14 protein-coding genes are annotated in these 14,643 nt (G+C 69.8%); 8 read left to right on the plus strand and 6 right to left on the minus strand.

Translation table 11 applies throughout. The annotated features are described in order from the left end of the window. The first annotated feature begins 18 nt into the window (after positions 1-18). Genes AC3ANP_RS05825 through AC3ANP_RS05835 form a run of 3 tightly spaced genes read left to right on the plus strand, consistent with a single transcriptional unit; the run spans position 19 to position 3,271 of the window. Positions 19-1,605, plus strand: coding sequence for a UxaA family hydrolase (locus AC3ANP_RS05825; RefSeq protein WP_488332390.1), 1,587 nt, complete (start codon positions 19-21; stop codon positions 1,603-1,605). Next, entirely contained in the window at positions 1,581-2,279 is a 699-nt protein-coding gene (locus AC3ANP_RS05830; protein ID WP_488332391.1) for a bifunctional 4-hydroxy-2-oxoglutarate aldolase/2-dehydro-3-deoxy-phosphogluconate aldolase, read from the plus strand. Before AC3ANP_RS05825 ends, AC3ANP_RS05830 begins: the two co-directional genes overlap by 25 nt. After that, entirely contained in the window at positions 2,276-3,271 is a 996-nt protein-coding gene (locus AC3ANP_RS05835; RefSeq protein WP_488332392.1) for a sugar kinase, read from the plus strand. The genes AC3ANP_RS05830 and AC3ANP_RS05835 overlap by 4 nt, the downstream gene beginning before the upstream one ends. Positions 3,272-3,281: 10 nt before the next feature. On the opposite strand, the gene AC3ANP_RS05840 is transcribed toward AC3ANP_RS05835, so the two are convergent. The 4 genes from AC3ANP_RS05840 to AC3ANP_RS05855 all read right to left on the minus strand — a co-directional run bounded on the left by AC3ANP_RS05840 (position 3,282) and on the right by AC3ANP_RS05855 (position 8,402). Beyond that, entirely contained in the window at positions 3,282-4,178 is an 897-nt protein-coding gene (locus tag AC3ANP_RS05840) for a phosphotransferase (RefSeq protein WP_488332393.1), read from the minus strand. A gap of 5 nt (positions 4,179-4,183) precedes the next feature. Next, positions 4,184-5,653: a peptide MFS transporter gene (locus AC3ANP_RS05845; RefSeq protein WP_488332394.1), complete on the minus strand. Its 1,470-nt coding sequence runs from the start codon at positions 5,651-5,653 to the stop codon at positions 4,184-4,186. A 113-nt stretch (positions 5,654-5,766) separates the two neighbouring features. Next, positions 5,767-6,879 carry an alcohol dehydrogenase catalytic domain-containing protein gene (locus AC3ANP_RS05850; protein WP_488332395.1) on the minus strand — a complete coding sequence of 371 codons (1,113 nt, stop codon included), beginning with the start codon at positions 6,877-6,879 and terminating at the stop codon, positions 5,767-5,769. 80 nt (positions 6,880-6,959) lie between these two features. Then, positions 6,960-8,402 carry an amidase gene (locus AC3ANP_RS05855; RefSeq protein WP_488332396.1) on the minus strand — a complete coding sequence of 481 codons (1,443 nt, stop codon included), beginning with the start codon at positions 8,400-8,402 and terminating at the stop codon, positions 6,960-6,962. Between the two features lie 458 nt (positions 8,403-8,860). Between AC3ANP_RS05855 and AC3ANP_RS05860 the strand changes: the two genes are divergently transcribed. From AC3ANP_RS05860 to AC3ANP_RS05870, 3 genes are all read left to right on the plus strand, one after another. Further along, positions 8,861-9,187, plus strand: coding sequence for a rhodanese-like domain-containing protein (locus AC3ANP_RS05860; protein ID WP_488332397.1), 327 nt, complete (start codon positions 8,861-8,863; stop codon positions 9,185-9,187). A 15-nt stretch (positions 9,188-9,202) separates the two neighbouring features. Further along, positions 9,203-10,186, plus strand: coding sequence for a prephenate dehydratase (pheA, locus tag AC3ANP_RS05865; protein WP_488332398.1), 984 nt, complete (start codon positions 9,203-9,205; stop codon positions 10,184-10,186). A 94-nt stretch (positions 10,187-10,280) separates the two neighbouring features. Further along, positions 10,281-10,532, plus strand: a complete 252-nt coding sequence (locus AC3ANP_RS05870) for a hypothetical protein (protein WP_488332399.1) — start codon at positions 10,281-10,283, stop codon at positions 10,530-10,532. Between the two features lie 45 nt (positions 10,533-10,577). Here AC3ANP_RS05870 and AC3ANP_RS05875 read toward each other — a convergent pair whose 3' ends face one another. Next, positions 10,578-11,684 (minus strand): diacylglycerol/lipid kinase family protein, encoded by a 1,107-nt coding sequence (locus AC3ANP_RS05875; RefSeq protein WP_488332400.1) that lies wholly within the window; start codon positions 11,682-11,684, stop codon positions 10,578-10,580. A 78-nt stretch (positions 11,685-11,762) separates the two neighbouring features. On the opposite strand from AC3ANP_RS05875, the gene serS reads away from it, so the two are divergent. Beyond that, a complete protein-coding gene (gene serS, locus AC3ANP_RS05880) occupies positions 11,763-13,043 on the plus strand; it encodes a serine--tRNA ligase (protein ID WP_488332401.1) in 1,281 nt (426 codons plus the stop codon). 101 nt (positions 13,044-13,144) lie between these two features. Next, positions 13,145-13,993 (plus strand): HAD family hydrolase, encoded by an 849-nt coding sequence (locus AC3ANP_RS05885; RefSeq protein WP_488332402.1) that lies wholly within the window; start codon positions 13,145-13,147, stop codon positions 13,991-13,993. A gap of 19 nt (positions 13,994-14,012) precedes the next feature. Here AC3ANP_RS05885 and AC3ANP_RS05890 read toward each other — a convergent pair whose 3' ends face one another. Beyond that, positions 14,013-14,612, minus strand: coding sequence for a hypothetical protein (locus AC3ANP_RS05890; RefSeq protein WP_488332981.1), 600 nt, complete (start codon positions 14,610-14,612; stop codon positions 14,013-14,015). Between the last annotated feature and the right edge of the window lie 31 nt (positions 14,613-14,643).

Consider the following 14,643-nt stretch of genomic DNA (forward strand, 5'->3'; position numbering starts at 1 on the left):
GACCGGAAGGATCCCTTGATGACGCACGATTCAGCCGGGGCCCCGTTCGAGGGCGCCATCCTGCTGCTGGCCGCCGGCGACGACGTCGGTGTCGCGACCCGCGATCTGGCCTCCGGCAGCACGCTCACCGGGGCCGCGGACAGCGGCCCGGACGGCGGCCCGGACGGTGCCGGCGCCGGCGCGGAGCTCAGCATCCGCGCCGGCATCCCACAGGGCCATAAGGTCGCGCTCCGGGCCGTCCCCGCCGGCTCCCCGGTGCACAAATACGGACAATCGATCGGCCGGGCTCTGACCGACATCCACCCCGGCGACCACGTGCACACCCATAACCTGGGGATGGACGAGGTGCAGCAGGACTACGAGTTCGGGACGGCCAGGATCGCCCCGGCGCCGCCCGCGGGTCCCCGGCCCACGTTCCAGGGCTACCGCCGGGCTTCCGGCAAGGTCGGGACCCGCAACTACGTGGGCATCCTGACCTCCGTCAACTGCTCGGCGAGCACGGCCCGGATGATTGCCGACCAGTTCCGCGGCAGCGCGCTGGATGCCTACCCGAACGTCGACGGCGTCTTCGCCCTGACCCACGGCAGCGGCTGCGGCATGGTCCTGGGAAGCGCCGGCGCCGACGTCCTGGTCCGCACGCTCCGCGGCTACGCCGGCCACCCGAACTTCGCCGGGTTGCTGGTCCTGGGCCTGGGCTGCGAGATGCTGCAGACCGATCGGTTCCTGGACCCGGCCATGGCGCCGGAGCTGATCGAGCGGCTGACCATCCAGGACTCCGGCGGGGTCCGCTCCACGGTCAAGGCGGGGGTGGCGCTGATCGAAGGCATGCTGCCGGCCATCAACGCCCTGCAGCGCGAGCCGGTGGACGTCTCCGAGCTGGTCCTGGGCCTGAACTGCGGCGGATCGGACGGCTACTCCGGGATCACGGCCAATCCGGCCCTCGGTGTCGCCTCGGACCTGCTGGTCGCGTACGGCGGAACGTCGGCGCTGGCCGAAACACCGGAGGTCTTCGGGGCCGAGCACCTCCTGACCCGGCGGGCCGTCACGCCCGAGGTCGGGCAACGGCTGCTGGGGCAACTCGACTGGTGGCAGGAGTATGCCAGCGCGGGCGGCGGCAGCCTGGACAACAATCCGTCGCCGGGCAACAAGGCCGGCGGGCTGACGACCATCCTGGAGAAGTCCCTCGGAGCCGTCGCCAAGGCCGGCCAGGCGGAACTGTCCGCCGTCTACGCCTATGCCGAGCCGATGACCGCCCAGGGGCTCGTGTTCATGGATACCCCCGGCTATGATCCGGTGTCCGTGACCGGGCTGGTGGCAGGCGGGGCCAACGTGGTGTGCTTCACCACCGGCCGCGGCTCGGTGTTCGGCTGCAAACCGGTGCCCAGCATCAAGCTGGGCACCAACACCGAGCTCTACAACCGGATGCCCGAGGACCTGGACCTGAACTGCGGGGTGATCGTCGACGGCGGGGCGACAGTGCAGGAGATGGGGGAGCGGATCTTTGCCCGGATCCTGGCCGTGGCCTCGGGGGAACAGACAGTCAGCGAGGAACTCGATCTTGGACAGGAAGAATTTGTGCCATGGCAACTGGGAACCGTGACATGAGCGGCGGAACGCTTACGGCCGGACGCGCCGCGCCAAGTGAGATTCTTCGCGCCAATCCGGTGGTGGCAGTGCTCCGTGCCCGCCACGCCCGGGAGTACGCCCCCGTGATCGCCGCCCTGGCGGCCGGCGGGGTCCGTTCCATCGAACTGACGCTCAGCACCGCCGGTGTCTTTGAACTCCTGCCCGGGCTGATCCGGGACTTCGGTGACCAGGTGGAGATCGGCGTCGGAACCATCACGACGACGGCGGAAGCCCGCCGCGCCCTCGACGCCGGCAGCCGCTTCCTGGTGACGCCGGTGATGGATACCGCCATCGTCTCCGCCGCCGTCGAGGCCGGCACCCCCGTGTACCCGGGCGGACTGACGCCCACCGAGCTGCTGGCGGGTTGGCGGGCCGGCGCCACCGCGGTCAAGGTCTTTCCCGCTTCCACCGTCGGTCCCGGCTATCTTGGCCAGCTGCGGGGCCCGTTCCCGGAGCTCCAGGCCATCCCGTCCGGCGGGGTCGCCATCGAGGACGCCCCGGCCTGGATCGCGGCCGGGGCGCTGGCGGTCAGCCTGGGCGGCCCGCTCCTTGGCGATGCCTTCACGGGCGGCGACCTCGGCGAGCTGACCGGGCGGGCGGAACGGGTCAGCCGCCTCGTGGCCGACGCGCTGGCCGCCCGGAGCGCCGGGTGAGGCCCGGGCCGGACGCGGCCGGGACAGCTGCGCCCGTGCCGCCGGCGGCCAGCGAGGTCGTCACGCTCGGTGAGACGATGGCGCTGATGAAGGCCGCCACCCCGGGGCCGCTGGCGTTTACGGAGTCGCTGCGGCTGGGCATCGGCGGGGCAGAAAGCAACGTGGCGATCGCGCTGCGCCGGCTCGGCACCTCGGTGACCTGGGTGGGGCGGGTGGGGGCGGACAGCCTCGGAGACCTGGTCCTGCGCGAGCTGCTGGCCGAGGGGCTGGACGTCGAATGCCACCGGGACGTCCAGGCACCGACCGGGCTGATGATCAAGGAACGGCGCACCAACGAGACGGCCAGGGTCTGGTACTACCGCTCCGGCAGCGCAGGGTCGCAGCTGGCCCCGGAGCACGTGCCGGCCGCGAAGATCGCCGCCGCCCGCGTACTGCACATCACCGGTATCACCCCGGCCCTGTCCGATTCTGCCGCCGCAGCCATCCAGTACGCCGTCGACTGCGCCCAGCAGGCGGGCACCGTCGTGTCCCTTGACCTGAACTACCGGGCCGCACTGTGGTCCACGGCGGAGGCGGCAACGGTGCTGCGGGCGCTGGTCCGGCAGGCCGACGTCGTCTTCGCCGGCGACGACGAGGCGGCGATCGTGGTGGGCGCCGCCGACGATCCCCTGGAGCTGGCGCGGCGGCTCGCCGCGCTGGGCCCGGCGCAGGCGGTAATCAAGTTGGGCGTCCGGGGCTGCGCGGCGGTGGTGGACGGCCGGGAGTACCGCCAGGACGCGGTACCCGTCCGCGCCGTGGACACCGTCGGGGCGGGAGACGCGTTTGTTGGCGGCTACCTGGCCGAACTGCTCGCCGGACAACCCGTGGAGGCGCGGCTGCTGACCGCCGTGCGGACCGGGGCCTACGCGTGCCTGGTGTCCGGGGACTGGGAGGGGATGCCGCGGCGTTCCGAACTCGCCCTGCTCGACGCCGTCGAGCCCGTGATGCGCTGATCGCCGGCAGCTAGTCCGGCAACCCGTCCGTCAGCGCGGCCACGAGCCGCTGCGCCTGTGCCTCAAGCCAGTCGCGCCGGCGCAGGATGAGGCCGCCAACGCCCTCGTCCCACATCCGCGCCCACCCGCCGCCCAGGGTAGCCGCCCGGTGCCGCATCCGCTCGTGGCTGCGTTCCGCGGCGGCAATGCCCAGGGCGGGGACACGGCGTCGTTCCGCCCGGTCCCAGCCGTAGGCGTCGGCGAAGGCCCGGAGCCGCCGGGCGGGATCAAGGCCCTCCCAGCCGGGCCACAGGTCAGCGGGATCCCGCAGCGGCACCCAGTGCATGGCGGCATTGAGGGAGTCCTCGAGCGCCGTGGCGGGTCCGGCCAGGTCGAAGTCCACCAGGCCGGCGGCGAGCCCGCCGCGCACCACCACATTTTGCGGGGTGACGTCCAGATGGCAGATGAGCGGGACGTCCGCTCCGGCGTGAGCGTCCGGCCGCCCGGCCGGTTCCGGCCCGCGGGGGACACCGCGCGGCGGGAACGGGTGCACCGTGGGGACATAGCCTGCGGAGGCGTGATGGAGGCGTCGGACCAGGCGCGCCACGGAAGCCAGGAGCTCCTCGGATTGCACCCAGGTCTCGGGCACCGCGGCGGCGCAGCGGCCCGGGACGAAACTGAGTACGTCCCGGCCCGCCGAATCCCTGCCGAGGTACCGCGGCGCAGCGTCGAAGCCGTGGTCCTCCAGCCAGTCGAGGTAGCCCGCCACGGCCAGGCTCTGCGGCTGGTGCGGGCGGCGGATGGTGTCCCCGATCCGCACCACCCCGGCAGTGACATCGCCCGCCGGCATGGGTTCGACGTCGGACGCCGCGCCGGGAGCGGGGACGTAGACGCGCGCCTCAGGCGGCGGGCGGTGCAGGGGGCTCATTCAGCTCAGCGTACGCCGGCCATCAGCTTCTTGATCGCGGGCGACGCTGCCAGCAGGCCAACCGCCAGCACCATCGCGATGCCGCCGACGCCGATGAAGTACGGCAGTTCGTCCTTGGGGTTGTACAGCCCCGCGAGGACACCGGCCAGGGTCGTGCCCAGCGAGACCGACAGGAAGAACAGCGCCACCATCTGCGTGTGGAACGCCTGGGGTGCCAGCTTGGTGGTCACGGACAGGCCGATGGGGGACAGGAACAGTTCCGCCAGGGTGAACAGGAACAGGATCCCGACCAGCGCCAGGAGCGGGGTCTTGCCCTCGCCGGCAAGCGGGATGAAGGCCAGGAAGGCGAGCCCCATCACGAAGAGGCCCACGGAGAACTTCACGGCGGAGCCGGGCTGCTTGTGCCCCAGCCGGGTCCACAGGGCGGCCATCACGCCGGCGAAGATGATGATGAACACCGGGTTGATCGACTGGACCCAGGCGGCCGGCATTTCCCAGCCGAACAGGTTCCGGTCCAGCTTTTCCTGCGAGTAGACGGCAATGAAGGTGAACTGCTGCTGGAACAGCGCCCAGAAGGCGGCGGAGGCGATGTACAGCGGGATGAACGCGGTGACCCGGCCGCGCTCGACGGCGTTGACCTTCTTGCTGCTGAAGATCAGCACGAAGTACAGCACGGACGCGCCGATCGCGGCGTAGGCCATGGTCATGGCCAGGTTGCCTGCGTTGACCGCACCGGTGGCAAGCACCACGGCGATGACCGCGGCGATAACCAGGAAGATCAGGCCGTACCTGGTGCGTTCCGCCGCCGGCAGCGGATTCGGCACCCGGTGGGCTTCCGCGGGGAGCTTCTTACGGCCCAGGGCGTAGATGAATAGGCCCACGCCCATGCCGACGGCGGCCGCGGCGAAGCCCCAGTGGAATCCCTGGCTTGCCTGCAGCCAGCCGGTGACCAGCGGACCGATCAGGCCACCGACGTTGATGCCCATGTAGAAGATGGAGAACCCGGCGTCGCGGCGGTCGTCCTTTTCGCCGTACAGGGTCCCCACCAGGGCCGTCGCGTTGGCTTTCAGGCCGCCGGAACCGACCCCTACCAGGACCAGACCGGTGATCAGCCCGGGGATGCCGGGGATCAGGGCCAGCGCGAGGTGGCCTGCCATGATCATCACGGCGGCACCGAAGAGGACCCGCTCGGAACCGAAGAGCCGGTCCGCGAGCCAGGCGCCGAGGATGGTGGAGAGGTACACGCCGCCGCCATAGGCGCCGACCAGGCTGGCGGCCAGGGCCTTGTTGATTTCCAGGCCACCCTCGGCGGCCGTGAAGTACATGTAGTAGAGCAGGATGCCCTGCATTCCGTAGAAGGAGAAGCGCTCCCACATTTCCACGGAGAAGAGGTTGGCCAGCATCTTAGGGTGGCCGAAAAACGAGGTGTCGCCCGGCGTTGTAGCGGGGGGATTTGGTAGTTGGGCGGTGCTCATTTACTTAATGCTGACACCGGGGGCGCAGATTGTCACATTCACGAGGCGCCGGGGCAAGTCACGGATACAGTGTTTCGTCCCGGTCCGGCGGCCCTGCCGACGGCGCCCTGCCGCTAGTCGGCGTCGAACATGATGACCTGGCGCACCGCCTTTCCGTCCGCCAGCTGGTCCATCGCCTGATTGATGTCCGTCAGTGCAATCCGGGACGTGATCAGCTCCTCGACCGGAAGCTTCCCGTCCCGCCAGAGCTGGGCATACTTGGGGATGTCCCGGGCCGGCACGGCGGAGCCCAGGTAGCTGCCCACGATCGTGCGGGCCTCGGCCGTGATGGTCAGCGGCGAGAGCTGGGCGCGCGCCTCGGGCGAGGGCAGCCCGGCGGTGATGGTGGTGCCGCCGACGTCGGTGGCGGCGAACGCGGTCTCAAAGGCACGGGCGCTGCCGGCGCACTCGACGACGAACTTCGCCTTGACGCCTTGCTCCCCGAGCTGCTGCGGGGTGTAGGTCTCGTGCGCCCCGAGCCTGCGGGCGTGCTCGAGTTTCTCCTCGAGGGTGTCCACCGCCACGATCCGGGAGATCCCCTGCGAGACCGCGGTGATCAACGCGGCCATGCCGACGCCGCCGAGCCCGACGATCATGATGCTGTCCTCGGGCCGGGGGTTCGCGGCATTCAGGACGGCGCCGCCCCCGGTGAGCACCGCGCAGCCGAGGACGGCGGCGACGTCCGGCGGGATGTCGTCGCCGACCGGCACCGCGGAGGCCCGGTCCACGACGGCGTGGCTGGAGAAGCCGGACACGCCCAGGTGGTGGAAAACCCTTTGGCCGCCGCGGCTCAGATGCAGCGATCCGTGCAGCAGGGTGCCCTCACCGTTGCTTTTTGAGCCGGCCGTGCACGGGAGCCTGCCGTCCGCAGCGCAGTTGGCGCATTCCTCACAGCGCGGCAAAAAGGACATGACCACCCGCTGTCCGGGCTGCAGGTCGTCCACCTCGGCGCCGACCTCCACGACCCGCCCCGCGGCCTCGTGGCCCAGCAGCATCGGCACCGGGCGGACCCGGTTCCCGTCCACGACGCTGAGGTCGGAGTGGCAGATGCCGGCAGCTTCGAGGCGGACCAGGATCTCCGTCGGTCCCGGACCGGTGAGTTCAAGCTCCGCGATGCTGATGGGTTTGGATTCCGCGAACGGGCGGGGGCGGCCGATTTCTTCAAGCACTGCACCGGTGATCTTCATAGATCCCTCTCATCTTGGGTAGCGCGTGTGGCACCAGTAAACCGCACCCGGCCCCGGCCGGGAAATCCCCAGGGCGGGCGCTAGAAACCCAGCTGTGCGGCGACCTGCAGCAGCAGTGCCTCGGACCCCATCGGGCCGATCAGCTGAATGCCCATCGGCAGCCCGGCACCCGGCGCTCCGCCGGTCCAGTGGACCGGGATGCTGATGGCCGGCAGGCCGCACACGTTGACCAGCGAGGACCAGGGCGCAAACTGGCACTGCTTGCGGTAGTCGTCGTCGGCGTCGCCCGGCCACTCGGCCGCCGGCCAGTAGCCGCCCCCGTGGGCGGCGCCGGTGAACCAGCCCACCGGCCGGGCGGTCTGGGCCAGGGCCGGGCTCAGGATCAGGTCCCAGTCGGCGTATTGGGCGAGGGTGTCACGGCTGAACGTGCGCAGGAAGCGGAGGGACTCCTCCAGCGTTGCCGCGCTGCGCAGCCTGGCCCGGTGCCTGAACGTGCGGGTCAGCGGGGTCAGGCGGGCTTCGCGGTGCGGGGCGATGCGGGCGCTGCCGATGCCGGCGGTCCACGCCGTGGTGAACGCGCCGGGATAGCGGTTGTCGTAACGGATCTCCGCCTCCCCGGTCCGGTGGCCTGCGGCCCGCAGCATGCTGATGCCCGTGTGCAGGGCATCGAGTGCTTCGGGGTCCGGATCGCACGGAAACGCTGACCGCCAGGGGCTGTCCAGGCTGACGCCGATCCGCAGCCGGGGTGGATCCTGGCCTGCCAGCGTGAGGTAGTCGCCCGGGCCGGCGGATCCTCCGGACCGCGGATGCTGCCCTGGCGGGACCAGGGCATCCAGCAGCAGGGCCGCGTCGGCGGCGGTCCGGGCCAGCGGCCCGGCGACCACCAGCCTGCCCGCGTCGCCCGTGCTTTCCCCGGCCGGGATCAGGCCGCGGCCCGGCTTCAGGCCCACCAGCCCGCAGGCGGCGGCGGGAATCCGGATGGAGCCGCCACCATCGGATCCCGGGGCAAAGGGCAACAGCCGGGCAGCGACCGCGGCTGCGCTGCCGCCGGAGGATCCGCCGGAGCCGCGGCTGAGCGCGTAGGGGTTGCGCGACGGCGGAGCGATCAGGTTCTCGCTGTAGGCCGTCAGGCCGAATTCCGGGACCTGGGTCTTGCCGAGCGAGACGACCCCGGCACCCTTCAAGACGGCTGCCAGGGCACCGTCGGCCGGTGCAGGCTTGTGGTCAAGGGCGGCGCTGCCGTGGGTGGTCACGACGCCGGCGACGTCGGTCAGGTCCTTGAAGGCGACCGGCATGCCGTGCAGCGCCGGGAGGGGCTCGCTGTCAGCGCTGGCGTGGCGCCGGTCCGCGGCGCCGGCGTCCGCGAGGGCCTGTCCGGCGGTAACCGTAATGAAGGCACCCAGGCGCGGGTTCTGGTCCACGATGCGCTCCAGGAAGTGCGCCGCGGCCTCACGGGCGGAGATCTCGCCAGAGTGCAGGGCGTCACGGAGGGCAACGGCGGACAACTCATGGATCTCAGCCAAAGCAGCCTGCCCTCGTTGCCTCACTGGTCATCAACGGTCCTTCTCCTCCGCAATCCTTCTCCCCGGTGCGTGCAGCTGGACATGCCCATTCTTGGTGCCTGTGAGGGGACATGCCCAGTCTTGGTGCTTGTGAGGGGACATGCCCAGTCTTGGCGCTTGTGAGGGGACATGCCCAGTCTTGGCGGCCGCGGGTGGGCATACGGGCGAAGTGTCCACTCCAGGCGGCGCCCAATCAGCATGTCCGGTGCCGACGGCTGGGCATGTCCCGTGCTTGCGTGCACGGAGGGGCATGTCCCACTGCGGGTGTGGCGGGGCGCGGGAGGGGGCAGGTCAGTCCGTGCAGTTGCCATCGGCCTCCTTCGCGGTCCCCAGAAGCGTAACCTGCCGCGTGCGTGGGCGTTCCGGGGCCCGCTGGGGATACGCTGGTCAAAGATCTGGTGTACGCGGAAAGGACGACCATGAGCGATATTGACACCGTGACCGTGTCCGAGATCCCCGAGGCGGCTCGGATCCTGGACGTGCGGGAAGACTACGAGTGGGCGGCCGGGCACGCTGAACGGGCAGTGCACATCCCGCTGGATCAGCTCCCGGGGCGGCTCGACGAACTGGACCCGGACGAAGACCTCTACGTCATTTGCCGCACCGGCGGCCGCTCTTTCCGGGCCGCGCAGTGGCTGGTCGGCAACGGCTACACCGCTCTGAACGTCGCCGGCGGCATGGACCAGTGGCTGGAGAACGGCCTTCCCTTGGTCTCCGACAACGGGCTGAAGCCCGTCATCCTGTAAACGAAGGACCACCCTATGCCCGCCTCCCCCGGCGTCACTTACACCTTCCTCGGCCCTGAGGGCACATTCACCGAGGCGGCGCTCCTGCAGGTGCCCGGCGCGGCGGAGGCCCTCCGCGTCCCGGCGTCGAACGTCAATGCCGCGCTGGACAAGGTGCGCGACGGTTCCGCGGACGCGGCCATGGTTCCGATCGAAAACTCGGTGGAGGGCGGCGTCACGGCCACCCTCGATGCGATCGCCACCGGGCAGGAGCTCCGGATACTTCGCGAGGCCCTTGTGCCGATCAGCTTTGTCCTGGTGGCCCGGCCGGGCGTCCAGCTCAAAGACGTCCGCCGGATCTCCACCCACGGGCACGCCTGGGCGCAATGCAGGTTGTGGGTCGACAAGCATATTCCGAATGCCGAATATATCCCTGGATCCTCCACGGCGGCCGCTGCCATGGGCTTGCTGGAGGACGAGGGGCGTTACGACGCCGCGATCTGCGCGCCGATCGTTGCCGCCGCGCAGCCCGGACTCACGGTGCTGGCCGAGAACATCGGCGACAACCCGGGGGCCGTGACGCGCTTCGTGCTGGTGGGGCGGCCCGGCGTCCTGCCGGAACCCACCGGGGCGGACAAGACCACCGTGGTGGTTCCGCTGCCCGAGGACCGGCCGGGCGCACTGATGGAAATCCTGGACCAGTTCGCCACCCGGGGTGTGAACCTGAGCCGGATCGAGTCCAGGCCAACAGGCCAGTACCTGGGCCACTACTTCTTCAGCATCGACGCCGACGGGCATGTGGGGGACGCCAGGGTGGCCGACGCGTTGGCCGGCCTGCACCGGATCAGCCCCGCCACGCGCTTCCTCGGCTCGTACAGCCGCGCGGACGGGCAGCGGACCGACGTGGCCCCCCATACCTCTGACCAGGCATTCCGCGCGGCCCATGCCTGGGTCAAAGACATACTGGCCGGTGCATCTGTAGTGCAGGAATATACCGCAGGGGCTTCGCCCACAGCGTAGACAAATGCCACACCGTGCACTTCCGCCCCCCGGCAACTGTGCCTATGCTTGCCTGATCCACATTGGGGTAGTCCTCTACCGGAGGGAGCGGGTCATGTCAGGCACCAGCACAGAAAATGACGGCCAGGGAATGATCGTCAATCCCAAGCCGACCGCCGAAAACCAGGACTGGGACGGCGATGATGCGGACCGGGCGGACCGCCTGCGCTTCGAAGAGGAGCAGGCCATGATCCGTGAGCAATCCGAGGCGAGGGCCGCCAAGGCGGCCGCCGAGGCCAAGAACGCCGCCGACGCCAAGACCGGAACCGGCGGTGCAGCGCCCGAGGCCACCAAGGAAGCCAGCTAGGCCGCGGCCGGCCCGCTCCGCGGCCGGCCTCGCTCTCCCGGCGGCCTAGTTCTGAGCTGCGTGGCCGGTGGCGCCGGTCGTCAGCGGATCGCTGCCGGTGGACCCTTCCTTCACGCGGACCAGGAGCGATCCGGGGGCCACCTGCACGGCCACCCTCGTGGCCTCACCCGACGGGTCGCCGTCGACTTGGGTCGGCATCGGTTCGGCGCACCGGATCACAATTTCGCCGGAACGGTAGTAGGTCATCACCGGCAGGGTCCGTTTGTGCTTGAGCACGATCTTCCAGTACATCGCGAGCCAGCCGATGGCGCTGCGCGGGCTCATCACCACCACGTCCAGCATGCCGTCGTCGATCATTGCCTGCGGAATGAAGTCGATACCGCCGGGAATCAGGCCGCAGTTGGCGAAGAGGACGCTGCGGATCTTCCGTGACTGCTCCGGCTGCCCGTCGAGCGCGATGGCAACGCGCTTGCGGCGGCCCGGAAGGTGCCGCACCCCGGCCTCTGTGTACGCGAGCCAGCCGACGGCCTTCTTGAGCCCGTCGTTCGTGTCGCCCACCACCTCGGCATCCAGGCCGATGCCGGCGATTACCAGGAAGGCATACTCAGCGGATTCCCCCGTGAGGGCGTTCTCAATCTGCATCCGGGCCGTATCAATGAACCGCTGGTGGCCAAAAAGCGCCGTTTCCACACAGCCGCGCAAATCCCCGATGTCGAGGTGGATATTGCGCGCCAGCAGGTTGCCCGTGCCCAGCGGAAGGAGGCCCATGGCGATGTCCGTGTGGGCGAGGACGTCGGCCACCACCCGGACGGTGCCGTCGCCGCCGCCCGCCAGGACGACGTCGGCGCCGTACTCCACGGCCGCCCGGGCCTGCGAAAAGCCCGGGTCCTCGGCAGTGGTCTCAAAGAACCGGGGGGCCTCCCAGCCGGCCGCCAGGCAGGCGCCCTCAATCAGGACGCGGGCCTCCGCAGACCTGGCCTTGATCGGGTTCAGCACCACCGCGACCTTTTGCCGGGCCAGGCCTGGTTTGTGGGTCTGCTCCCGGACGGCGCTGCGCACATGCTTGGCCTTCAGGCGGCGCACACCCCACCAGCTGGAGACGGCAAACACCAAGGCCCCAGCGATGATGAGGTAGAGCAGCAAGTCGCGCATATTGGTCCAACACTATCCCGGGGGTGCGGCGCGGCAGGACTGCCGGGAGGCGGCCCCGCGATTCGATACTCTTATCTGGTGATCGACGTACGAGACCTCAGCGACAATCCGGACAAGTTCCGGGCCAGCCAGCGCGCCCGCGGCGCCGACGAGTCTGTGGTGGACGCGATCATCGCTGCCGATTCAGCCCGCCGCGCGGCGCTGATCCGCTTCGAAAACCTGCGGGCCGAGCAGAATGCCTTCGGCAAGAAGGTGGCGCAGGCCAAGGGCGAGGAAAAGCAGGCGCTGCTCGCCGAGGTCAAGACGCTCGCCGCCTCGGTCAAGGAAGCTTCCGCCGCGGCCGACGTGGCGCAGTCCGCGCACGAGGAACTCCTGCGCGGAATTCCCAACCTCATCGAGGACGGTGTTCCCGCCGGCGGCGAGGAAGACTACGTGGTGGTCAAGACGGTCGGGACGCCGCGCGAATTCACCGACTTCGAACCGCGGGACCACCTCGAAATCGGCGAACTGCTGGGCGCGATCGACATGGAGCGGGGGGCTAAGGTCTCCGGATCACGCTTCTACTTCCTGCGCGGCGTCGGCGCCCGGTTGGAGATGGCGCTGCTCCAAATGGCGATGGACCAGGCCATCGAGGCCGGCTTCGTGCCGATGATCACCCCCACGCTGGTCCGGCCGGAAACCATGCAGGGCACCGGTTTCGATGTCAAGCACGACGCCGAGATCTACCGCCTCGCGGACGACGACCTCTACCTGGTGGGAACCTCCGAGGTGGCACTTGCCGGATACCACGCGGATGAGATCCTGGACCTCAGCGCCGGGCCGATCCGCTACGCCGGACAGAGCTCCTGCTACCGGCGCGAGGCCGGTTCGCATGGCAAGGACACCCGCGGCATCATCCGGGTCCACCAGTTCAACAAGGTGGAGATGTTTATCTACACCACGGTCGAGGAAGCTGCGGGCGAACACGCCCGGCTGCTGGCCTGGGAAGAGGAGATGCTGGCCAAATGCGAGCTGCCCTACCGCGTGATCGACACCGCTGCGGGGGACCTCGGAACCTCGGCAGCCCGGAAATTCGACTGCGAAGCGTGGGTGCCCACCCAGGGCGCCTACCGTGAGCTGACCTCGACGTCGAACTGCACCACCTTCCAGGCGCGCCGGCTCAACATCCGCGAACGGGTCCTGGCCGAGGACGGGTCCTCCAAGGGCACCCGGGCCGTCGCCACCCTCAACGGCACCCTGGCCACCACGCGCTGGATCGTTGCCATCCTGGAGCACCACCAGAACCCGGACGGATCGGTCAACGTCCCCGCGGCGCTGCAGAAGTACCTTGGCGGCATGACAGTGCTCCCGGTCCTTTAAGGCTCCCGGTCCGCTAAGGCCGGCAGTTGTTCACCCAGGCTTCACCCGCCGCTGTGGTGCGCGTCCTAGCGGGTGTCCGCCGGGTCTGCTCTACTTGTTAGATGACTACATTGACTGAAGCCTCAGTCGCTGGCAACGATGACCAGCGGGAAGCAAACCAAAAACTGATGATCGCCCTCGACGTCGACGGGACCCTCGTCGACCACGACGGGCACATGTCCGCCCCGGTGCGGGACGCTGCCCGGGCGGTGGTGGCCGCCGGGCACGAGGTAATGATCGCGACCGGCCGCTCGCTCAACGCAACGCTGCCCATCATCGAGCGTCTCGGCATCGAAAACGGTTACGCCGTGTGCTCCAACGGCGGCGTCACCCTGCGGCTGGACTCCGGCCTGGCGGACGGCTACGAGGTGCTCCACAGGGCCACGTTCGACCCGGGTCCCGCCCTCCGCGCCCTCCGCAAGCGGTTGCCATCCGCGAGGTACGCGCTGGAGGATGCGGCCGGCAATTTCCTCTCCACGGAACGCTTCCAGGACGCCAGTTTCGGCGTCGAAGCAGTCGGTGTCGACTTCCAGACCATGCTCGACGCCACCGCCGTCCGGGTCGTGGTGTTCAGTTCGGAGAACACCCCGGAGGAGTTCGACGCCGCGATCCGCCACATCGGCCTGGCCGGGGTGACCTACTCCGTGGGCTGGACGGCGTGGCTGGACATCGCGGCCGCCGGCGTGACCAAGGCCAGCGCCCTCGAGGTGCTGCGCGGACGGCTCGACATCGAGGCGCACCGCACGGTGGCCATCGGTGACGGCCGCAATGACATCGAGATGCTCACCTGGGCCGGCCGCGGCGTGGCAATGGGCCAGGCTCCCGCCGAGGTGCTCGCCGCGGCGGACGAGGTCACGCACTCGGTGTACGACGACGGCGCAGCCCACGTGCTCCGCAGCCTGCTGGGTTAGGCGCCCTCGGCCGGGGCGGCTAGCGGACGTCCAGGATCAGGCCGAGCAGGCGGGCAGCCGCCGGCCGGGCGGCGTGCTCCTCGTTCCACTGGGCCCGGGCTACCGCCTTGCTCACCGCCTGGGTGGTGATGCCGAGTTCCTCCGCGACCGCCTTCTGCTGGCCGCGGACGCCGGGGGTCAGCAGGTCCAGCACCCGCCATTCCGCGGCACTGCGGTCCCGGACTATGTGGCCCAGCAGCCGCAGCACAGCCTCCGCTTCCGCCGCGAGGTCCGCGACCGGGCCCTCCACCGCCACCGGGATCCGTTCCTTGCTGTTGTGCAGCCGGTCCACGGCCCGCCGGGCATACACCAGTCCGTGGCCGGAAGCATCCTTGATCTGGTTCGGCAGCGGCTCATTGACCGGGCCGACGCCGATCCCGACATACCAGGCACCCGTACGCAACGCGATGAGCGCCGCCTCGACCGTCTGCCGCGGACAGTCCAGGATCCCCTGCACCTCGTCCTCCACCGAGCGGTCGAAATCGAGGCGCGCCGGAATGTGCCGCAGGTCCTTGAGGAGCTGCGGCACCCTGTCGCCGTCGCGCCGGCTGTCGGTTTGATTGATGGTCAGCGTGAACATACTGGATGCCACACTACAGCGTGGCAAACGG

The sequence above is a fragment of the Arthrobacter sp. JB02-1C genome, from assembly GCF_057748045.1.